17 protein-coding genes are annotated in these 21,537 nt (G+C 72.7%); 9 read left to right on the top strand and 8 right to left on the bottom strand.

Annotated elements, in window-relative coordinates; genetic code table 11:
- Positions 1-163 precede the first annotated feature (163 nt).
- The 5 genes from ACFY3N_RS35265 to ACFY3N_RS35245 are packed head-to-tail and all read right to left on the bottom strand — an operon-like array spanning position 164 to position 5,741.
- Entirely contained in the window at positions 164-1,474 is a 1,311-nt protein-coding gene (locus ACFY3N_RS35265; RefSeq protein ID WP_390820874.1) for a DUF58 domain-containing protein, read from the bottom strand.
- A complete protein-coding gene (locus tag ACFY3N_RS35260; protein WP_390820876.1) occupies positions 1,474-2,463 on the bottom strand; it encodes an AAA family ATPase in 990 nt (329 codons plus the stop codon). The genes ACFY3N_RS35265 and ACFY3N_RS35260 overlap by 1 nt, the downstream gene beginning before the upstream one ends.
- Positions 2,463-3,659, bottom strand: coding sequence for a DUF4350 domain-containing protein (locus tag ACFY3N_RS35255; protein ID WP_390820873.1), 1,197 nt, complete (start codon positions 3,657-3,659; stop codon positions 2,463-2,465). The genes ACFY3N_RS35260 and ACFY3N_RS35255 overlap by 1 nt, the downstream gene beginning before the upstream one ends.
- Positions 3,656-4,366: a DUF4129 domain-containing protein gene (locus ACFY3N_RS35250; protein ID WP_390820875.1), complete on the bottom strand. Its 711-nt coding sequence runs from the start codon at positions 4,364-4,366 to the stop codon at positions 3,656-3,658. The genes ACFY3N_RS35255 and ACFY3N_RS35250 overlap by 4 nt, the downstream gene beginning before the upstream one ends.
- Before the next feature lie 43 nt (positions 4,367-4,409).
- A complete protein-coding gene (locus ACFY3N_RS35245) occupies positions 4,410-5,741 on the bottom strand; it encodes a glycerophosphoryl diester phosphodiesterase membrane domain-containing protein (RefSeq protein ID WP_390820872.1) in 1,332 nt (443 codons plus the stop codon).
- A 140-nt stretch (positions 5,742-5,881) separates the two neighbouring features.
- On the opposite strand from ACFY3N_RS35245, the gene mtnA reads away from it, so the two are divergent.
- From mtnA to ACFY3N_RS35210, 7 genes are all read left to right on the top strand, one after another.
- Positions 5,882-7,030 (top strand): S-methyl-5-thioribose-1-phosphate isomerase, encoded by a 1,149-nt coding sequence (mtnA, locus tag ACFY3N_RS35240; RefSeq protein WP_390820871.1) that lies wholly within the window; start codon positions 5,882-5,884, stop codon positions 7,028-7,030.
- Between the two features lie 4 nt (positions 7,031-7,034).
- On the top strand, positions 7,035-7,724 hold the full coding sequence (gene mtrA, locus ACFY3N_RS35235; RefSeq protein WP_004930665.1) for a two-component system response regulator MtrA: 690 nt from the start codon (positions 7,035-7,037) through the stop codon (positions 7,722-7,724).
- A 1-nt stretch (position 7,725) separates the two neighbouring features.
- Positions 7,726-9,978: an MtrAB system histidine kinase MtrB gene (mtrB, locus tag ACFY3N_RS35230; protein WP_390820870.1), complete on the top strand. Its 2,253-nt coding sequence runs from the start codon at positions 7,726-7,728 to the stop codon at positions 9,976-9,978.
- Positions 9,926-11,776 carry an LpqB family beta-propeller domain-containing protein gene (locus tag ACFY3N_RS35225; RefSeq protein WP_390820869.1) on the top strand — a complete coding sequence of 617 codons (1,851 nt, stop codon included), beginning with the start codon at positions 9,926-9,928 and terminating at the stop codon, positions 11,774-11,776. Before mtrB ends, ACFY3N_RS35225 begins: the two co-directional genes overlap by 53 nt.
- A gap of 68 nt (positions 11,777-11,844) precedes the next feature.
- Positions 11,845-12,735: a ComF family protein gene (locus ACFY3N_RS35220; RefSeq protein ID WP_390820868.1), complete on the top strand. Its 891-nt coding sequence runs from the start codon at positions 11,845-11,847 to the stop codon at positions 12,733-12,735.
- A 311-nt stretch (positions 12,736-13,046) separates the two neighbouring features.
- On the top strand, positions 13,047-13,739 hold the full coding sequence (hpf, locus tag ACFY3N_RS35215; protein WP_390820867.1) for a ribosome hibernation-promoting factor, HPF/YfiA family: 693 nt from the start codon (positions 13,047-13,049) through the stop codon (positions 13,737-13,739).
- A gap of 202 nt (positions 13,740-13,941) precedes the next feature.
- Positions 13,942-14,688, top strand: coding sequence for a response regulator (locus ACFY3N_RS35210; protein WP_390820866.1), 747 nt, complete (start codon positions 13,942-13,944; stop codon positions 14,686-14,688).
- Between the two features lie 12 nt (positions 14,689-14,700).
- Here ACFY3N_RS35210 and ACFY3N_RS35205 read toward each other — a convergent pair whose 3' ends face one another.
- Both ACFY3N_RS35205 and ACFY3N_RS35200 read right to left on the bottom strand, forming a co-directional pair.
- Positions 14,701-15,888 (bottom strand): winged helix-turn-helix domain-containing protein, encoded by a 1,188-nt coding sequence (locus ACFY3N_RS35205; RefSeq protein ID WP_390820865.1) that lies wholly within the window; start codon positions 15,886-15,888, stop codon positions 14,701-14,703.
- 49 nt (positions 15,889-15,937) lie between these two features.
- Entirely contained in the window at positions 15,938-16,507 is a 570-nt protein-coding gene (locus tag ACFY3N_RS35200; RefSeq protein ID WP_390820864.1) for a GNAT family N-acetyltransferase, read from the bottom strand.
- A 281-nt stretch (positions 16,508-16,788) separates the two neighbouring features.
- Between ACFY3N_RS35200 and secA the strand changes: the two genes are divergently transcribed.
- Positions 16,789-19,635 (top strand): preprotein translocase subunit SecA, encoded by a 2,847-nt coding sequence (gene secA / locus ACFY3N_RS35195; RefSeq protein WP_390820863.1) that lies wholly within the window; start codon positions 16,789-16,791, stop codon positions 19,633-19,635.
- 66 nt (positions 19,636-19,701) lie between these two features.
- Here secA and ACFY3N_RS35190 read toward each other — a convergent pair whose 3' ends face one another.
- Positions 19,702-20,181 (bottom strand): Rv3235 family protein, encoded by a 480-nt coding sequence (locus ACFY3N_RS35190; protein ID WP_390820862.1) that lies wholly within the window; start codon positions 20,179-20,181, stop codon positions 19,702-19,704.
- A gap of 803 nt (positions 20,182-20,984) precedes the next feature.
- Here ACFY3N_RS35190 and ACFY3N_RS35185 point away from each other — a divergent pair.
- On the top strand, positions 20,985-21,491 hold the full coding sequence (locus ACFY3N_RS35185) for a DUF6912 family protein (protein ID WP_390820861.1): 507 nt from the start codon (positions 20,985-20,987) through the stop codon (positions 21,489-21,491).
- Positions 21,492-21,537: the final 46 nt, after the last annotated feature.

Genomic DNA, 21,537 nt, shown 5'->3' with positions numbered 1-21,537 from the left:
AGCTAAGCCTTACAGCGCCGATGGTACTGCAGGGGGGACCCTGTGGGAGAGTAGGACGCCGCCGAACAATTTGTGGGAAAACCCCGTACCGTTACTGGTGCGGGGTTTTCTGCGTTTAGGGGACGACGGGCCCTCGAAATTCCAGCCCGCCGCCCCCGGTGAATCACAGACGCCCAGCCGCCTTCAAAGCCAGATACGCGTCCGCGAGTGCCGGCGCCAGTTCCTCAGGAGTCGCGTCCACGACAGTGACGCCATGACGGCGGAGTTGTTCCGCGGTGCGGACACGTTCCGTGTGGGCCTGGGCTGCCGCCGCTGCCTCGTACACCGCGTCGGTGTTTCCGCGTGCCTTGGCCATCCTGGCGATGTACGGGTCCGCCACCGAGGCAAGGAGAACCGTGTGGCGCTGGGTCAGCTGGGCCAGGACGGGCAGCAGGCCCTCCTCGATGGGAGCGGTGTCGAGCGTCGTGAGCAGCACGATCAGTGACCGGCGGGGCGCCGTACGGAGTGCCGTCGCCGTCAGACCCCGGGCGTCGGTTTCGACGAGCTCGGGTTCGAGTGCGGCCATGGCGTTGACGAGGGACGGGAGGACGTCGCCCGCCGTGCGGCCCTGGACGAGGGCGCGCAGGCGGCGGTCATAGGCCAGGAGGTCGACGCGGTCGCCGGCGCGGGAGGCGAGTGCCCCGAGGAGCAGGGCCGCGTCCATGGAGGCGTCCAGGCGGGGAGCGTCGCCCACACGGGCCGCAGAGGTGCGGCCGGTGTCGAGGACCAGCAGGATGTGACGGTCTCGTTCGGGACGCCAGGTGCGTACCGCGACCGCGGAGTGGCGGGCGGTGGCGCGCCAGTCGATGGAGCGGGTGTCGTCGCCGGGGACGTACTCACGCAGGCTGTCGAACTCCGTTCCCTCGCCTCGGGTCAGCACGCTGGTGCGACCGTCCAATTCGCGCAGCCGGGCCAGTTTGGACGGCAGGTGCTTGCGGCTGGTGAAGGGCGGGAGGACCCGTACCGTCCACGGGACCTTGTGGGTGCCCTGGCGGGCGAAAAGGCCTAGGGGGCCGTAGGAGCGGATGGTGACGCGGTCGGCGTGGCGGTCGCCGCGGCGGGTGGGACGCAGGCGGGTCGTGATGCGCCGACGTTCACCCGGGGGGATCGTCAGACGGTGGCGGGAGGCCGTGACCTCCGTGCCGGGCTGCCAGCTGCTGGGGGGCCAGGCATCGCGGATGCGGGCACGCAGCGGGCGGCTGGACGAGTTGGTGATCGTCAGGGTGACGTCGGCGGTGTCGCCCAGGCGTACCGAGGTGTCGCCGGAGCGGGTCAGGCCGAGGCGACGTACGGGGGCGGCGAGGACGAAGTCGCAGGCGCAGGCCGCCGCCAGGGGGGCGTTGACGGCGAGGATGCCGGTCCAGCCGGGCTCCCAGATGCCGACGGGGAGGGAGCCGAGGGCCGCGAGCAGGGCGGTGCGTCCGGTGAGTGCCATCAGCGGGGGACCGGGACGTGGGCGAGGATCGCGTTGATGACCGAGTCGGCCGTGACGCCTTCCATCTCGGCCTCCGGGCGGAGCTGGACACGGTGGCGGAGCGTGGGCAGGGCCAGGGCCTTCACGTCGTCGGGGATGACGTAGTCACGTCCGGTCAGCCAGGCCCACGCGCGGGCGGTGGCCAGGAGCGCGGTGGCGCCTCGGGGGGAGACGCCCAGGGTGAGGGAGGGCGACTCGCGGGTGGCGCGGCAGATGTCCACGACGTAGGCGGTGATCTCCGGGGAGATGGCCGTTTCGGCGACCGCGCGGCGGGCGGCTTCCAGATCGGCGGCGTTCGCCACGGGGCGTACGCCGGCGGCGCGCAGGTCGCGCGGGTTGAAGCCCTCGGCGTGGCGGGTGAGGACGTCGATCTCGTCCTGGCGGGAGGGCAGGGGGATGGTCAGCTTGAGGAGGAAGCGGTCCAGCTGGGCCTCGGGGAGGGGGTAGGTGCCCTCGTACTCGACCGGGTTCTGGGTCGCGGCGACCAGGAAGGGGTCCGGCAGGGGACGGGGGGTGCCGTCGACCGTGACCTGGCGTTCCTCCATGGCCTCCAGGAGGGAGGACTGGGTCTTCGGGGGCGTGCGGTTGATCTCGTCCGCGAGGAGGAGGTTGGTGAAGACCGGACCGGGCTGGAAGGAGAACTCGGCGGTGCGGGCGTCGTAGACCAGGGAGCCGGTGACGTCGCTCGGCATCAGGTCGGGGGTGAACTGGACGCGCTTGGTGTCGAGTTCCAGGGTGGCGGCGAGGGCGCGGACGAGGAGGGTCTTGGCGACGCCGGGGACGCCCTCGAGGAGGACGTGGCCGCGGCAGAGCAGGGCGACGACGAGGCCGGTCACCGCGGGGTCCTGGCCGACCACGGCCTTGGCGATCTCGGCGCGCAGGGCCTCCAGGGAAGCCCGGGCGGCGGCCGGGTCCCCGGTGTGCGCGGCGTTGTCAGTGGTCGGGTCCATCATGGACGGCGTACCTCTCTTTCGAGGGCGTCGAGGTGGTCGGCGAGCTGGATGAGTGCTGCGTCGTCGCCCGGGGGCGGGCCGAAGAGGAGGGCGTGCAGGGAGTGTCCGTCGCCCTGGAGGTGTGCGGACAGCGCGGGGAGCAGGGCCTCGGGCGCGTGTGCCCGGGACACGGGGATGCCGACGAGGGGGGCGAGGCGCGTGCGGGCGGTGGAGCGGAGAGCGGTGGCGGCGCGGTCGCGGGCGTTCGCCTTGCGGTAGAGGCGGGCGCGGCCCTCGACGGTCTCGGAGGCGCGGATCGCCACGGGGAGTTTCTCGGGCACCAGGGGGCCGAGCCGGCGTGCCCGCCACAGGGCGGCCAGGGCTGCCGCGATGAAGAGTTGCAGGGTGCCCCACAGCCAGCCGGAGGGGAGCAGGTCGAAGAAGCCTCGCTCGCCCTCCTCGGAGGCGGCGGAGGCGTCGGCGAGCGAGGGGAGGTACCAGACCAGATGGGGGCGGGAGCCGAGGAGCTGGAGGGCGAGCGAGGCGTTGCCGTGCTCGTCGAGGCGGTCGTTGAGGAGGATGTCGGGCGCGCCGAGGAGGACGGTGTCGCCGCCGCCGGAGGGGGCCGGTATGCGCAGCAGGGTGGCGAGACGGTCACTGGTGTAGCACTCGTCGGTGGTGAGGTGGACGGTGGTGTAGCGGATACCGCCCAGGTCGGCGCTGCCCGCGCGGCGGGCGGCGGGCAGGTCGCAGTCGGGGGAGAGGGTGGAGTCGAAGCTGGTGACCGGGTCGGCGGTGACGCCGGGGGCGAGCCGTTCCACGGAGGCGCTGCCGGCGGAGACCAGGACGGTGCGGCCGCCGGAGTCGGCGACGGCGGAGCGCAGCCGGGACTGCTGGGGTCCGGTCAGCAGATCGGGGACGGCGACCAGCAGGGTCGTGTCGGGGCCGGCCGCGGTGGTGGCCTCGTCGAGGGTGGCGACCACGCGGGTGTCCACGCCGCGGTCGGCGAGGAGTTCGGCGACGGCGCGGCTGCCGTAGGGGTCGGCGGAGCGCGGGTCGAGTTCGCCGTGCCGGGTGTCGGAGCGGACCACGGCGATGGCGACGGCCGCCGCGATCAGCAGCACCAGCGCCAGGGCGATGCCGCGCGCGCGGGTCCACACCTGGCGGGCGGTGGGCGAGGCCGCGGTGGGCGGGGGCGTGACCTCGGTTGTCATCCGGTGTCCCCCTGGCGGACGGTGACGTCCGTGCTGCTGTCGTCGGCCGTGAGCCGTGGTGTGCTGCGCTCCAGGTCGTGGTCGAGTTCGGCGAGCTGCCGGTACGACTGCTCCGTGGCGGCCCGGCCGCCGTACGTGACGTCGTCGAAGGCGCGGGCGGCGGTGTGCAGCCGGGCGGTGTGGGCGGGCAGGGCGCGGCCGGCCTCCGCGGCGGCCTCGTCGGCGGTGCGACCGGGGCGGAGGTCGAGCAGGGCGCGTTCCTCCAGGGCGCGGACGACGGCCCGCATGCGTTCCTGGACGGCCTGGTTCCAGTGGCCCTGGGCGGCGTGCGCCTCGGCGGCCGAGCGGTGGTCGGCGGCGCTGCGGGGGCGGTCGTCGAACAGGGCGGGGGCCGAGGCCGGTCGGCGGCGCGGGGTGCCCAGGCGCCACCACAGGGCGCCCAGGACGGCGGTCACGGCCGCGATGACGACGACCAGGCCGAGGGTGCCGCCGGGTGTTGCGGTGGAGGCGGCACCGAACAGCTTGCCGACCCATTCCCAGAAGGCGTCGAGGGCTTGCTGGAACCAGCTGGGGTCGTTCTCGTGGTACATGCCTTTGGACAGTTCGCGCCGGGCCGCCTCCCGCGCGGGGTCGCGCGGGATGGTGACGGGCGGCTCGTCGTCGCCGCGCAGCAGCAGGCGTACGGCCGTGTCGGCGGTCGCGTGCAGCGTCCGCACGGATGTGAGAACTCCCCCCGCGGCGGTCACGCCATCAGCTCCCCGGGATGGTGCCGGGGCCGTGGTCCTGGACGCCTGCGGCGCGGGCCAGTTCGAGGTCGAGGGCCTCGCGGCGGATGCGCTGGTCGACGTAGAGGAGCACGGTGACGCCGGCCGTGATCGGGAACGTGATCATGGCGCCGATGACCGAGCCGATGCCGCTGACGATGAGGAACGTCCAGCCCATGTCACCGCCGGCGCTGTTGAGGAAGCCGGAGACGCCGTCGCCGCCGACGGCCGCGGCGAGGAAGGTGAAGGGGATGACGATGATCGACGCGACGACGTTCGCGATGATCGTCGCGAGCAGTTGGATGCCGAAGACCCGCCACCAGGAGCCGCGCACCAGCTTGGCGGAGCGGCTCATCGCCTTCACGATGCCCTGCTTCTCCAGCATCAGCGCGGGCGAGGCCAGCGACAGGCGGATCATGAGCCACAGGGTGACGACAGCGGCGCCGATCAGGCCGAGGACGGTGAGCGCGATGCCCACCTCGCCGCCCGCGGCGAGGGTCACGAGGAGCCCGGGCAGCGCGCCGACGGTCATGGTGCCGGCGGTGATGAGCAGCAGCAGGCAGATCAGGCCGAACAGCTTGACGATCTGGGGGCGGGCGTCGCGCCAGGCCTCGCCGGTGGTGACCGACCTGCCGAGTACCGCGCGGCTGGTGACGGTCGTGAGCAGGGCGGTGGCGGCGACGGTGCCGATCAGGGTGACCAGGAAGACCACGCCGGAGTTGAGCAGGGCGTCGCCCATGGCGTCGGTCAGTTCGCCGAGGGTGGCGCTGGGGTCGTTGAGCACGGCGGTGCCGGAGGTGTCCAGGGCGAGGCCCTGGAGCAGCACGACGACGATCTCGGTGAGGACGGCGACGGTCAGCGAGATGCCGAGGACCGTGCGCCAGTGGGTGCGCATGGTGGAGACGGCGCCGTCGAGGATCTCGCCCACGCCGAGCGGGCGGAGCGGGATGACGCCGGGCTTGGCCGCGGGCGGGGGGCCGCCCCAGCCGCCGCCCCAGGCACCGTAACCGCCGGGGCCTCCGTGGCCGCCGCCGTAACCGCCGGGGCCGCCGTACCCGCCGGGCGGCGGGGTGCCCCAGCCCGGGCCGGGCGGCGGGGGCGGGGGGGCCTGGCCGGGGCCCGTGGGGCCGGGAGGGCCGGTGGGTGCGGACCACTGGCCGGGCGGCGGCTGTTCCTTCGACCACTTCACGCCCGGGTCCTGCGGGGCCCGGCCGGGCTGCCGGGGCTGGTCGGCGGGCTCGGCAGGGCCGGACGCGCCCGGTTCCTGCCCTTCGGACGGGGCGGATCCGGGCGAGGCCCAGCCCGGAGTGTCGTTCATCGTCGCTCCTTCACGGTGCCCGTCCGCGGTCGCGGCGGCGGCTTGGCAGCCATCGTGCCATGGGGTGGTCGTCGACCGACCTGCCGAGGTGAGGGCTGCGTACCTTCAATTGTCCGTGCCACAGGGGGCAGACTGGCCGCATGGCTGATCAGTACGCGCACAGTGGCGATGACAAACGGCCGACCGAGATCCCGGCACTGCGCTGGGAAGAACCACCCGAGGGTCCCGTCCTGGTCCTGCTCGACCAGACGAGGCTGCCGGCCGAGGAGGTCGAACTCGTCTGTACGGATGCGCCGGCGCTGGTGGAGGCGATCCGCTCGCTCGCCGTGCGCGGTGCTCCCCTGCTGGGCATCGCGGGCGCCTACGGCGTCGCGCTCGCCGCCGTACGGGGCTACGACGTGGACGACGCGGCGGCGGCGCTGGAGAGCGCCCGGCCCACCGCGGTGAACCTCGCCGTCGGCGTACGCCGGGCGCACTCCGCCCACCAGGCCGTCCTGGCCCGCGGCGGGGACGCCCGGCAGGCGGCCGCGGCCGCGCTGGCCGCGGCACGGCAGCTGCACCGGGAGGACGCCGAGGCCAGTGCCCGGATGGCCGGGCACGGGCTGGCGCTCCTCGACGAGCTGCTGCCCGGCGGCGGGCACCGGATCCTCACGCACTGCAACACCGGTTCGCTGGTGTCGGGCGGCGAGGGGACGGCGTTCGCGGTGGCGCTGGCGGCGCACCGGGCGGGACGGCTCAGGCGCCTGTGGGTGGACGAAACGCGTCCGTTGCTGCAGGGTGCTCGCCTGACGGCGTACGAGGCGGCCCGCAGCGGCATGGCGTACACCCTGCTCACCGACAACGCGGCGGGATCGCTGTTCGCGGCGGGCGAGGTGGACGCGGTGCTCATCGGCGCGGACCGCATCGCGGCCGACGGCTCGGTGGCGAACAAGGTGGGGAGCTATCCGCTCGCGGTGCTCGCGCGGTACCACCATGTGCCGTTGATCGTGGTGGCACCGGTGACGACAGTGGATCTCCGGACGCCGGACGGGGCGTCCATCGAGGTCGAGCAGCGTCCCGGGCATGAGGTGACCGAGGTCGTGGCACCGCAGGTGCCGGTGGCCGGAACGGAAGCGGGAGGGGGGATTCCGGTGGCGCCTCTGGGGACCCAGGCGTACAACCCGGCGTTCGACGTGACACCACCGGAGCTGGTGACGGCGATCGTCACCGAGGAGGGCGCCGTTTCGCCCGTGACAGCCGAGGCCCTGGCGGCGCTGTGTGCCAGGTCACGCCAGGTCACGATTAGCTAATGGGATGATGTCGTTTATGAAGGGACGAGTCCTTGTCGTCGACGACGACAGCGCACTGGCCGAGATGCTCGGCATCGTGCTGCGCGGTGAAGGTTTTGAACCGTCTTTCGTAGCCGACGGCGACAAGGCGCTGGCCGCTTTCCGTGAGGCCAAGCCCGATCTGGTGCTCCTGGACCTGATGCTGCCCGGCCGGGACGGCATCGAGGTGTGCCGCCTGATCAGGGCGGAGTCCGGGGTGCCGATCGTGATGCTCACGGCGAAGAGCGACACCGTCGATGTCGTGGTGGGCCTGGAGTCCGGGGCCGACGACTACATCGTGAAGCCGTTCAAGCCGAAGGAGCTGGTGGCCCGTATCCGGGCGCGGCTGCGCAGATCGGAGGAGCCGGCGCCGGAGCAGCTCGCCATCGGCGACCTGGTGATCGACGTGGCCGGGCACTCCGTGAAGCGGGACGGGCAGTCGATCGCGCTGACGCCGCTGGAGTTCGACCTGCTGGTCGCGCTCGCCCGTAAGCCGTGGCAGGTGTTCACGCGTGAGGTGCTGCTGGAGCAGGTCTGGGGCTACCGTCACGCGGCGGACACCCGTCTGGTGAACGTGCACGTGCAGCGGCTGCGCTCCAAGGTCGAGAAGGACCCGGAGAAGCCGGAGATCGTGGTGACCGTCCGTGGTGTCGGATACAAGGCAGGACCGAGCTGACATGTCCGGGGACAGTGCCGCTTCGGCGTCCGGCCGGTCCGGGGGCCGTCCGGGGCGGCCTGTCGGCCGGAAGGCCGCCGGCTCCCGCTGGGGGCGTCTGCTCGACGGCGGGCTGCTGCAGGGCGGGGTCCAGGGCAGCCCGGTGATCCGGCTGTTCGTGCGCTGGGTGCGCCGGCCGCTGCTGCCCGTCATGCGGCTGTGGCGGCGCAACATCCAGCTCAAGGTCGTCGTCACCACGCTGCTGATGTCGCTGGGCGTGGTCCTGCTGCTGGGCTTCGTCGTCATCGGCCAGGTGCGCAACGGTCTGCTGGACGCCAAGGTGAAGGCCTCGCAGAGCCAGGCCACCGGCGGGTTCGCGGTGGCCAAGCAGCAGGCCGAGGAGGCCGTGAGCGTCACGGGCGACGACGGCACCGCGGTGGACGGCCGGCCCGCGCAGAGCGTCATCCAGTGGATGAGCGACCTCGTGGAGTCCCTCTCCAGCGGTGGACAGGGCGCCTTCGACGTGGTGACCCTGCCCGCGGGCGACGAGAGCGGCAGCGGGCGCGGACCGCGCGCCTCCGGTGAGGTCAATCCGACGGCGAGTGTGCCGGCGGCGCTGCGGGAGAGGATCGACACCAGCGCGTCGGCGGCCCAGAGCTACACGCGCATCGTCTACGACACCCGGAAGGACCCCCAGCCCGGCCTGGTCATCGGCAAGCAGGTCAACGACCCCAACGGCGACCCGTACCAGCTGTACTACCTCTTCCCGCTCACCCAGGAGGAGAAGTCGCTGAGCCTGGTCAAGGGCACCCTGGCGACCGCCGGACTGTTCGTCGTCGTGCTCCTCGGGGCGATCGCCTGGCTCGTGGTGCGCCAGGTCGTCACACCGGTGCGGATGGCGGCCGGGATCGCCGAGCGGCTGTCCGCGGGGCGGCTGCAGGAACGGATGAAGGTCACCGGCGAGGACGACATCGCGCGCCTCGGCGAGGCGTTCAACAAGATGGCGCAGAACCTCCAGCTGAAGATCAACCAGCTCGAGGACCTGTCGCGGATGCAGCGCCGGTTCGTGTCGGACGTGTCGCACGAGCTGCGGACGCCGCTCACGACGGTGCGGATGGCCGCGGACGTCATCCACGAGGCGCGCGAGGACTTCGACCCGGTGACCGCGCGGTCGGCGGAGCTGCTCGCCGACCAGCTGGACCGGTTCGAGTCGCTGCTCGCGGACCTGCTGGAGATCAGCCGGTTCGACGCGGGCGCGGCGGCGCTGGAGGCGGAGCCGATAGACCTGCGCGAGGTCGTACGGCGGGTGGTCGGCGGGGCGGAGCCGCTCGCCGAGCGCAAGGGCACGCGGATCAGGATCGCCGGCGACCAGCAGCCCGTCGTCGCCGAGGTCGACGCGCGGCGCGTGGAGCGCGTGCTGCGCAACCTGGTCGTCAACGCGGTGGAGCACGGCGAGGGCAAGGACGTCGTCGTCAAGCTCGCCGCGGCCGGCGGCGCGGTGGCGGTGGCGGTGCGCGACTACGGCGTCGGGCTCAAGCCCGGTGAGGCGACCCGGGTCTTCAGCCGCTTCTGGCGGGCCGACCCGGCACGCGCGCGTACCACCGGCGGTACGGGGCTGGGGCTGTCCATCGCCCTGGAGGACGCGCGGCTGCACGGCGGCTGGCTCCAGGCGTGGGGCGAGCCGGGCGGCGGCTCGCAGTTCCGGCTGACGCTGCCCAGGACCGCGGACGAGCCGCTGAGGGGGTCGCCGATACCGCTGGAGCCCAAGGACTCGCGGCGCAACCACGGGCCGGACGACGCCGGTCCGCCGCGCGGCGGCGGGGACGGAGAGAAGCGCGCGACGGTGTCGGCGCAGCCGGCGGGCACCGACGGGCCGGCGCGGGATCCGTTCGCGCTGAGGCCGGCGGCCGCCACCCCGACGGCCGACCCCACCGCACTGCCCGGCAACGGCGCACGTGTGGTGGCCCGGCCCGCTCCACCGGCACGAGCGGGCGGCGCGCGGACGGCACCCGGGGCGCAGAACGGCACCGCGGGCGGCGATGACGGGTTCCCGGAGACCGGCGGCGGTTCTGCGGGACGGCCGGACGACGGGAGCGCGGAGGTCTCCGCCGCGCGCGGTGGCGGTTCGGGGCCGGGCGCGGACGACGGCCGCGACCGGGGACCGGAGGCCGACCGGGAGCCGGGGCGCGGGTCCCGGTCGGCCGGCGGCGAGGGCGGCCGGAATGGGGCGCGGGACACGGACAGGGACGGGGAGGCTTCGCGTGGGCGGCGGTGAGCGCGGCCGGGGGGTACCGGTGCGGACGGTGGCGTACGCCGCCAGTGGGGTCGTTCTGCTGGCCGGGTGCGCCTCGATGCCCGACAGCGGGGACCTGCGGGGCGTCGAGTCGACGCCCCGGCAGGACGCGCAGGTGCGGGTGTTCGCCATGCCGCCCAGCGAGGACGCGACCCCCACGCAGATCGTGCAGGGCTTCCTGGAGGCGCTGACCAGTGACGACCCCGACTACAAGACCGCGCGCCAGTACCTGACCCGCGAGGCGGCGAAGACCTGGAAGCCGGAGCTGTCCACCACCGTGCTGTCGGACGGGCCGGGCGCCCGGGCCGACAGCCCGGACCAGCAGGACACCGGGTCCCTGTCCTACACGCTGACCGGGACCAAGGTCGCCACGGTGGACGCGCAGCAGTCGTACGCGCCCGCCTCCGGGTCCTACGACGAGCTGGTGCATCTCACCAAGGACGCCAAGAGCGAGCAGTGGCGCATCGACGCGGTGCCGCAGGGCGTCGTCATGGGCAAGTCGGACTTCCAGCGCAACTACATGTCCGTCAACAAGTACTACTTCGCCTCGGACGACGCGGGGTCGCCGCCGATGACGGTCGCCGACCCGGTCTACGTGCGCAGTCACGTGGACCCCACGACCCAGATGGTGCGCTCCCTCGTCGAAGGGCCCACGACCTGGCTGGACCCCGCCGTCAGGACCGGGTTCCCCGCGGGGACGGCGTTGCGCAAGGACGCCGGCCCGCTGACCCCGGACGACCGGGGCAGGCTGACCGTGCCGCTCAACGACAAGGCGGCCGGGGCCGGCACCGGCCGGTGCGAGGAGATGGCGGCCCAACTGCTGTTCACGCTGCGCACACTCAGCCCCGCGGTGGACGAGGTCGAGCTGCGGGCCGACGGCGGACAGCTGTGCTCGCTCACCCAGGAGGGCGCCGAGGCCGTGGCCACCCGGGGCGCGCTGGACCGGCCCGACCACCTGTACTTCGTCGACGAGGAGCACCGGCTCGTGCGGATCACCGCGGGCGGCGGCGACACCGAGCCCGCGCCGGTGCCCGGGGCGCTGGGCGAGGGCGAGAAGGCGCTGCGGTCGGTGGCGGTCGCCCGCGACGAGCGCACCGCGGCCGGGGTCGCCCTCGACGGCAGGTCGCTGTTCGTCGCCCCGCTGGCGCCGGGGGGCTCCCTCGGGGAGCCCGTGCTGCGCAGCACGGGCAAGACCGAGGAGGACAGGCTGACCACGCCCAGCTGGGACGCGCAGGGCGGACTGTGGGTGGCCGACAGCGACCCCGCCGACCCGCGGCTGTACCTCCTGGAGGAGGGCGCGGGTGAGCCGGTCCGGGTACGGACGCCGGGGCTGGACGGCCGTGTGCGGGCGGTCCGGGTGGCCGCGGACGGGGTGCGGATCGCGCTCGTCGTGGAGAAGGGCGACCGGCGTTCCCTGGTGATCGGGCGGATCGACCGGAGCGGCGGGACGGGCGAGCGGCCGGTGGTCACCGTGCTGGACCCGCACTCCGCGACACCGGAGCTGGAGCAGGTCACGGCCATGTCCTGGGCGGGGGACAGCCGGCTCGTGGTGGTCGGACGCGAGCAGGGAGGCGTGGAGCAGATGAAGTACGTCGAGGTCGACGGCTCCACGCCGGACGTGCCGCCGCCCGCCGCCCTGACCGGCGTCGAGGCCGTCACCGCAGCGGAGGACGAACAGGCGCCGCTGATGGCGGACTCGGTGGACGGGATCGTGCGGCTGCCCTCGGGGGCGCAGTGGCAGAAGGTGACGGAGGGGACCGCGCCGGTCTATCCGGGGTGAGCCGGGCCCGCTCCCCGGGGTTATCCACAGGGGTGGCCGGGTGCGGCGGGCGTTGGCACAGTGGTCCCATGCGGGACTGGTGGCGGGACCTCACCGACCTGGTGCTCCCGGCCGAGTGCGGCGGCTGCGGCAGACCTCGTACGGTGCTCTGCGCCCGGTGCCGTACGGCGCTGAGCGGGGCCGTGCCGTGCCGGGTGCGGCCGGTGCCCGAGCCGGCCGGGCTGCCGCCGGTGCACGCGGCGGCCCGGTACGCGGACGAGGTGCGCGCCACGTTGCTGGCCCACAAGGAGCGGGGTGCCCTGGCCCTCTCCGGACCGCTCGGCGTGGCGCTGGCGGGAGCGGTGCGGGCGGGGCTGGGGGCGGCCCGTGCGCCGTGTGCGGGCGGCCCGGTGCTGCTCGTCCCCGTGCCCTCCGCGCGGCGGGCGGTGCGGGCGCGCGGGCACGATCCCGTCCGGCGGATCGCGTACGCGGCGGCGGGTGAGCTGCGGCGGGCGGGGGTACCCGCACAGGTGCTTCCCGCGCTGCGGCAGCGACGGGACGTGGCCGACCAGTCGGGGCTCGACTCCCGGCAGCGGCTGGCCAATCTCGCGGGTGCGCTGACGGTGGCCCCGGGCTGTGGCCGGTTGCTCCCGGCGGGCCGGGTCGTCCTCGTCGACGACCTGATGACGACCGGGGCGACGCTGGCCGAGGCGGCGCGCGCCGTACGGGCACGGTCGTGGGCCGGGTCGGGAGATCGGGACGCCGGATCGAGTATTTCGGGGCCCGCGTTCGTGTACGGGGGTGGGACACGGGAAAGGAGAGGGGAACAGCGGAACGGACCAGCTCAACAGTGGGCGGGCCGGCGGTCCGGCCGGCCGCCGGTCACGGCGGGCGCGGGCGGCGCCGACGGGATCATCGGCGGGATGTGCGCGGCCGTCGTCGCGGCGTCTCCGGACGCTTTCGAAATGAATCGGAACTGACTGAGAACGTGCCTCGTTGCAGGTAATGAGAGGGGCAATTCATCAGAATGGAGGTATGGCGCGGTAGAGGGTGACGACATCCGTCCGGGCGAGATATGTTCGGTTGTGAGGGAAAGCCGCAGGCCACACCTCTCGAATCCGATTGCCGTGCTGCGGGTTTTTCGTTATCACCCGCTCCGGTGGAGTGGAGATCTCGCCCATGGGGGAGGAGGTGGACGTCACCGAGTCCGAGGTTCCGGGCGTCACCGGAATCTGGTGCAAAAGGGAGACGCTCCGCATCGAGGCGGAGTGATCCGGGAACGGAGTTCTGCGTGGACATCGTCGTCAAGGGCCGCAAGACCGAGGTGCCCGAGCGGTTCCGGAAGCACGTGGCCGAGAAGCTGAACCTGGAGAAGATCCAGAAGCTCGACGGCAAGGTGATCAGCCTCGACGTCGAGGTGTCCAAGGAGCCCAACCCCCGACAGGCCGACCGCAGCGACCGGGTGGAGATCACGCTTCACTCCCGCGGTCCGGTGATCCGGGCGGAGGCGGCGGCGAGCGATCCGTATGCGGCGCTCGACCTGGCGGCGGAGAAGCTGGACGCCCGGCTGCGCAAGCAGCACGACAAGCGTTTCTCGCGGCGTGGTGCGCGCAGGATCTCGGCAGCCGAGGTCCCCGACCACGTCCCGGGCGCGGCGACACTCAACGGAGCCGGTGCGAGCTCCGTCACGGAGGAACGGGAAGCCGTCCCCACCAAGAAGATCGGTTCCCTGGAAGTCCAGGGTGAAGGACCCCTGATCGTCCGTGAGAAGACCCACGTGGCAGCGCCCATGACCCTCGACCAGGCTCTCTACGAAATGGAGCTGGTCGGGCACGACTTCTATCTGTTCATCGACTCCGAGACCAAGGAACCCAGTGTCGTCTACCGGCGGCACGCCTACGACTACGGCGTGATCCACCTCAGCACGGACACGATGGTCACGCAGACGCAGTCCCCCGAGGCGGGCGGGACGCTCGGCGGCTGACCCGCCGCGTGACGGCCGGGCCGGTGCCCCTGGTGCGCGTGTGCGCCCCCAGGGGCACCGGTGTGCGACCACTGGGCGCACACACCGGCACCCCGGTGCCGGCCGGGCATGGAATCATGGCAGCAACGGCTCAACCGGTGGGCCGCTGCCTTGGGTTGGCGATGGTCAGGACCACAGGCCACAGCCTTCAGGGGGAGGAACGATGGCGGACAGTTTCGGACCGATGCGTGACGAGGACGCCGACGACGGCGTCGTCGGCATGGGCCCGGACGCGGAGACTCCACGCAAGGAGCCGATCAGAGTCCTTGTGGTGGACGACCACGCGCTGTTCCGCCGCGGACTGGAGATCGTGCTCGCCGCCGAGGAGGACATCCAGGTGGTCGGCGAGGCGGGGGACGGCGCCGAGGCGGTGGAGAAGGCGGCCGACCTGCTGCCCGACATCGTCCTGATGGACGTGCGGATGCCCAAACGGGGCGGGATCGAGGCGTGCACCTCCATCAAGGAGGTCGCCCCCAGCGCGAAGATCATCATGCTGACGATCAGCGACGAGGAAGCCGATCTCTACGACGCCATCAAGGCGGGCGCGACCGGCTACCTCCTCAAGGAGATCTCCACGGACGAGGTGGCCACCGCCATTCGCGCGGTGGCCGACGGGCAGTCGCAGATCAGCCCGTCCATGGCGTCGAAACTGCTCACCGAGTTCAAGTCGATGATCCAGCGCACCGACGAGCGCCGGCTGGTGCCCGCGCCCCGGCTGACGGACCGTGAGCTCGAAGTCCTCAAGCTCGTGGCCACGGGGATGAACAACCGCGACATCGCCAAGGAACTGTTCATCTCCGAGAACACCGTGAAGAACCACGTGCGCAACATTCTGGAGAAGCTCCAGCTGCACTCCAGGATGGAGGCGGTGGTCTACGCGATGCGGGAGAAGATCCTCGAGATCCGGTGACGGCGCCCCGCGTCAGGCCAGGGCCCTGGCGAGCTCCAGGGTGAGGGCCTCACGCAGCTCCGGTGCGTCGACCCGCTCCACGCGCACGTCCGTGCAGTCCACCCAGCCCGCCGCCTCCACCAGGGCCTGGGCCACGGCGGGGACCGCCCTGCGGCCCTCCAGCGTGACCTGCTTGGCCACCAGCGTGCGGCCCTCACGGGCCGGGTCGACCCGGCCGACGAGCCGGCCGCCCGCGAGGACGGGCATCGCGAAGTAGCCGTGCACCCGCTTGGGCTTGGGCACGTAGGCCTCCAGGCGGTGGGTGAAGCCGAAGATCCGCTCCGTGCGCGCCCGTTCCCAGACCAGGGAGTCGAACGGGGACAGCAGCGTCGTACGGTGCCGGCCGCGCGGCACCGTCGCCAGGGCCGCCGGATCGGCCCAGGCCGGCTTGGACCAGCCCTCCACCGCGACCGGGACCAGGCCCGAGCCGTCGATCACCGCGTCGACCTGCTCACCCCTGAGACGGTGGTAGTCGGCGATGTCCGCGCGCGTGCCCACGCCGAGGGACCGGCCGGCCAGGCGGACCAGACGGCGCAGGCACTCGGCGTCGTCCAGCTCGTCGTGCAGCAACTCCGGGGGGATCGCCCGCTCGGCGAGGTCGTAGACGCGCTTCCAGCCGCGGCGCTCGACGCACACCACCTCGCCGTACATCAGGGCGCGCTCGACGGCGACCTTGGTGCCGGACCAGTCCCACCACTCGCTGGTGCGCTTGGCGCCGCCCAACTCCGTGGCCGTCAGGGGGCCTTCCGCGCGGAGCTGCTTGATCACCTGGTCGTAGGCGCCGTCGGGGAGCTCGTGGTTCCAGAGCGGGCGGGCGCGGTAGGCACGGCGGCGGAAGGCGAAGTGGGGCCACTCCTCGACGGGGAGGATGCACGCGGCGTGCGACCAGTACTCGAACGCGTGCGGCGGGCTGTCCGCCTTCTTCCAGTACGCCTCCTCCACGGTCCGGCGCCCCACGGAGCCCAGACGGGCGTACGGGATGAGCTCGTGGGAGCGGGCGAGGACGGAGATGGTGTCGAGCTGTACCGCGCCCAGGTGGCGCAGGACGCCCCGGACGCCCGAGCGGCGGTCCGGGGCGCCGAGGAAGCCCTGGGCCCGCAGGGCGATCCGGCGGGCCTCGTCTGCCGTCAGTTCCGTGGTCGGGCGCGGAAGAGTCGTCATACGTCGGCACGATAGAGGGCGGCACTGACAACGGCGGTGGGCCCGGGTCTCACCCCCGCCCGGGAACGTAGGGCGCCGTGGAGGGAAGTCCCAGGTCGGACGGGAGCAGGGAGCCCACCCAGCCGTCCCGCAGCACTCCCTTGTTGCTGAGCGAGGAACGCAGGACGCCCTCGATGGTGAAGCCCGCGCGCTCCGCCACCGCGCGGGAGGCGACGTTGCCCACCTCCGCGCGCCACTCCATGCGGTCGACCGACATCCGGGTGAAGGCCCAGCGGGAGGCGGCGAGGGCGGCCTCGGTGATGTAGCCGTTGCCGCGGTGCTCCTTCGCACTCCAGAAGCCGATCTCGCCCGTCCCCAGGGAGCGCATGGTGATGCTGAGCATGCCCGTGAGCTCCCCGGTGGGCAGGAAGACGCCGAAGGTGAACATCGAGCCGTCGGCCCACCCGTCGGGAGCGATCTGCTCCGTGAAACCCCGCGCGTGCTCCGGGAGGTACGGGGAGGGGATCGTGGTCCAGCGCTGGATGTCCGGGTCCTGGCAGATCGCGTACACGGTGTCGGTCTCCTGCGGGCCGACCGGGCGCAGCAGGAGGCGGTCGGTGGTGAGCGTGACGGGTTCCATCGGCCGATTCTGCTCACGCGGGGGTGAGGGGCGCCATCCCTTTGGCGGTGTGTGAGGACACGGTCACCCTTCGCGCGATTCGCCGGCGTGGGGCGGCACCATCCGGGGGGCCCGGACGTTGTTCTTTCGAAGCAGCCGTGAAACGGATGAGGAAGCAGCCGACGGCCACCCCTGCGGCAGGCCTCCCGGCGCGGCGGGGTCCTCGCATACGATGGCCGTTGCTCAGTCAGTGAAATGGAAACCGACCGTCCCAGGCCCGACCGGCAAGGAGACCAACCCCCGTGTCCGTCCTCTCGAAGATCATGCGTGCAGGCGAAGGCAAGATCCTGCGCAAGCTGCACCGCATCGCGGACCAGGTCAACTCCATCGAAGAGGACTTCGAAGGCCTCTCCGACGCCGAGCTGCGGGCCCTCACCGATGAGTACAAGCAGCGGTACGCCGACGGTGAGAGCCTGGACGACCTGCTCCCCGAGGCGTACGCCACCGTCCGCGAGGCCGCCAAGCGCGTCCTGGGCCAGCGGCACTACGACGTCCAGATCATGGGCGGCGCCGCCCTGCACATGGGCTACGTGGCCGAGATGAAGACCGGTGAGGGCAAGACCCTCGTCGGCACCCTGCCCGCGTATCTGAACGCCCTGTCCGGCGAGGGCGTCCACATCATCACGGTCAACGACTACCTGGCCGAGCGCGACTCCGAGATGATGGGCCGCGTCCACCGCTTCCTCGGCCTGAGCGTCGGCTGCATCCTCGCCAACATGACGCCGGCCCAGCGCCGCGAGCAGTACGCCTGCGACATCACCTACGGCACGAACAACGAGTTCGGCTTCGACTACCTGCGCGACAACATGGCGTGGTCCAAGGAGGAACTCGTCCAGCGCGGGCACAACTTCGCCATCGTCGACGAGGTCGACTCCATCCTCATCGACGAGGCCCGTACGCCGCTGATCATCTCCGGTCCGGCCGACCAGGCCACCAAGTGGTACGGCGACTTCGCCAAGCTGGTCAAGCGCCTCAAGCGCGGTGAGCCCGGCAACCCGCTCAAGGGCATCGAGGAGACCGGCGACTACGAGGTCGACGAGAAGAAGCGCACGGTCGCCATCCACGAGTCCGGCGTCGCCAAGGTCGAGGACTGGCTGGGCATCGACAACCTGTACGAGTCGGTGAACACCCCGCTCGTGGGCTACCTGAACAACGCCATCAAGGCCAAGGAGCTCTTCAAGCGCGACAAGGACTACGTCATCATCGACGACGAAGTCATGATCGTGGACGAGCACACCGGCCGCATCCTCGCCGGCCGCCGCTACAACGAGGGCATGCACCAGGCCATCGAGGCGAAGGAAGCGGTGCCGATCAAGGACGAGAACCAGACGCTCGCCACGATCACGCTGCAGAACTTCTTCCGCCTCTACAAGCGCCACGACCACGACGGCAAGGAGCAGCCGGGCCTGTCCGGCATGACCGGTACGGCGATGACCGAGGCCGCCGAGTTCCACCAGATCTACAAGCTCGGTGTGGTGCCCATCCCGACCAACCGGCCGATGGTCCGCAAGGACCAGTCGGACCTGATCTACCGCACCGAGGTCGCCAAGTTCGAGGCGGTCGTCGACGACATCGAGGAGAAGCACCGCAAGGGCCAGCCGATCCTCGTCGGCACGACCTCGGTGGAGAAGTCCGAGTACCTCTCGCAGCAGCTCAGCAAGCGCGGCATCCAGCACGAGGTGCTGAACGCCAAGCACCACGAGCGCGAGGCGCAGATCGTCGCCCAGGCCGGCCGCAAGGGCAGTGTCACCGTGGCCACCAACATGGCCGGCCGCGGTACGGACATCAAGCTCGGCGGCAACCCCGAGGACCTCGCCGAGGCGGAGCTGCGCCAGCGCGGTCTCGACCCCGAGGAGCACATCGAGGAGTGGGCGCACGCCCTGCCCGAGGCCCTCAAGCGGGCCGAGGCGGCGGTCAAGGCCGAGAAGGAGGAGGTCGAGAAGAGCGGCGGCCTGTACGTCCTCGGCACCGAGCGGCACGAGTCGCGGCGCATCGACAACCAGCTGCGCGGCCGTTCCGGCCGTCAGGGCGACCCGGGCGAGTCCCGCTTCTACCTCTCGCTCGGCGACGACCTGATGCGGCTGTTCAAGGCCCAGATGGTCGAGCGCGTGATGTCCATGGCGAACGTGCCGGACGACGTGCCGATCGAGAACAAGATGGTCACGCGCGCGATCGCGTCCGCGCAGTCGCAGGTGGAGACGCAGAACTTCGAGACGCGCAAGAACGTCCTGAAGTACGACGAGGTCCTCAACCGGCAGCGCGAGGTCATCTACGGCGAGCGGCGCCGGGTCCTGGAGGGCGAGGACCTGCAGGACCAGATCCAGCACTTCATGGACGACACGATCGACGCCTACGTCCAGGCGGAGACCGCCGAGGGCTTCCCCGAGGACTGGGACCTGGACCGGCTGTGGGGCGCGTTCAAGCAGCTCTACCCGGTGAGCGTCACCATCGAGGAGCTGGAGGAGGCGGCCGGTGACCGGGCCGGGCTGACGGCCGAGTTCATCTCCGAGTCCATCAAGGACGACATCCGCGCGCAGTACGAGGCCCGTGAGACGCAGCTCGGCTCCGAGATCATGCGTGAGCTGGAGCGCCGGGTCGTGCTGTCGGTCCTGGACCGCAAGTGGCGTGAGCACCTCTACGAGATGGACTACCTCCAGGAGGGCATCGGCCTGCGCGCGATGGCGCAGAAGGACCCGCTGGTCGAGTACCAGCGTGAGGGCTTCGACATGTTCACCGCGATGATGGACGGCATCAAGGAGGAGTCCGTCGGCTATCTGTTCAACCTGGAGGTCCAGGTCGAGCAGCAGGTCGAGGAGGTCCCGGTCGAGGACGTCAAGCCGGTGGCCGACCTGGAGAAGCAGGACGCGGTGCCCGCGCAGGCGGGGCCGCGCCCCGAGATCCGGGCCAAGGGGCTCGACGCCCCGCAGCGGCGGAACCTGCACTTCTCCGCGCCGACGGTGGACGGCGAGGGCGGCACCATCGAGGGCGACTTCGCCACCGACGACGAGCCGGTGCGCTCCGAGGCGGACGGCCTCACGCGCGCGGAGCGCCGCAAGCAGGCGCGGGGCGGTCGTCGCCGCAAGAAGTGAGCGGTTGTGAGCGGGCCGAGGGCCGGGCACCCCAGGGTGCCCGGCCCTCGGGCGTTGCGGGTGCGCTCAGCGGGTGCCCGCGCGGTGCGTCCGCGGGCCGCCCAGCTCCACGGCGGTGCAGCGCCAGCGCAGGTCCCGGCCCTGTTCCAGCCGGAAGGCCATGGCGCGCAGCCTGTCCCCGGCCCCGATCCGGGCGAACGCCTCGATGGCGCCCTCGCGCGGCTCGAACCAGCCGATGTCACGGACGACGGGGCGGACGCCCCGGGTACGCAGGGGCCCGCGCTCGGCGAGCCGCACCAACTCGTCGTAGGCCCGCCCGGCGGTGTGCCGCAGCATCGCGTGCACGGGACGCTGCCCGCTGAGAACGGCGAGCAGCAACTCGGCGAAGCGGTCGGTGGGCCCCGGCGGGGGGACGACGGGACGGAGGGGAGACCGGTCGGTGACGCGCGGGCGGACACCGGCCGCCGACGCCTCCCGGGCGCCCCGCGCCGACGCCTCCCGGACACCGGCCGCCGTTACCTGCCGGGTGCCCCGCGCCGAAGGCACCGGCGCAGCGGCCCGCCGGGCCGCGCGGGCCGGCGGACGCTTGTCGGCGGGCCGGGCCGGGAGAGCCGTGCCGGCCGGCCGGCGCCCGCCGGGAGAGGGGGCGGAGACGGCCCTGCCGGTGGGGATACGGGGCGGAGCGATGCCTGTGGGGGACGGCAGGCTTCCGTCGGGGGCCGTGGCGTGTGCGGTGCTCCCCGCGGGCGGGTGCGGCGCGGTGGTGGCCGGGTGGCTCCGGCTGGCGCGGGTGGTGGGTGCGGGCCCTTGCGCACCGGTGGGCGCCGGGGCCCCGTCGAGGGAAGCGGTGGGTGCGGGCCCCTGCGGACCGGTGCGGGATGTGAGGGTGCCGGTGGGCGATGGGGCTCCGTCGGGGGGAGTGGCGGGCGCGGGACGGTCCGGGCGGGTGCGGGACGGTGCGGTGGGCGCGGGGCGGCGGGAGTCCCGGCGGGCGGGGGGACGGTGGGCGGGGCGGTACTGGGCTCTGGTCATGACCTTGTGCACGGGGACCCCGTTCGACGGGCCCGGTACGGCCGGGGAGCCGTACCGGACAGTAACTTCGTGGTTGGGGACCTTGTACGGGGAGGCGTGGTGCTCCCGCAAGGAGGCGGAGAGCGGGCCGCGAGGGCCGGGGGATTCACTTATCAGAGTGGTCCGAGGGGGCCTCGCCCCCGTGTTCACGCGGGCGCACCGGGTGAATTCCGGGACGGGGGTGGACGTGTCCGGGGGTGCGGGCGGGGACCCGATGGGGGACACCCGCACGTATCCTGAAGGCTCCCCGCAGCCCCGATCCCACGAAAGCGGCCGACATGCGCGTCTACGTCCCCCTGACCCTCCCCGCGCTCGCCGAGGCGTACCGGACGGGTGCGGTGGGCGACGGGCCGTTCCTCGCGTACGCCGTGACGCCCGCGCTGCGCGAGTGGTACCTCTCCGACGACATCGAGGAGCTGGAGTACGCCGCGCTCAGCCGCGCCGCGCTGGCCTCCCTGCGGCTGCTGGCGGCGGACGCCGGTGCGCCGCGGCGCCGGGTCGTGCTCGCCGTGGACGTGTCCGACGACGCCGCCTCGACCGACCCCGACCGGGGCCTCGACCCGGCCGCCCTCGGCGAGGTGCGGGTCGCCGGCGCCGTACGGCTGGCCAGGGCGGCCGCGGTGCACGTGGACGCGGCGGACGCGGAGGCGGACGTGGCGGCCGCGGCGGACGCGCTGCCCGCGGCGGACGGCGGGGACGACGACGCGCAGTTCACGGTGGACGGGGCGGAGGACCACGAGCTGCTCTGGTACGCCACCCAGGAGATCCCCCACCTGATCGGGTGACCTGCGGGCCTCCTCGATGTCAGTGCGGGCGGGTACGTTTTCCGGC

Source organism: Streptomyces sp. NPDC000348 (assembly GCF_042898795.1).
In the GTDB taxonomy this organism is placed as follows: domain Bacteria; phylum Actinomycetota; class Actinomycetes; order Streptomycetales; family Streptomycetaceae; genus Streptomyces.
The sequence above is the reverse complement of the archived record's forward strand: the minus strand, read 5'-3'. Positions and strand labels throughout refer to the sequence as shown.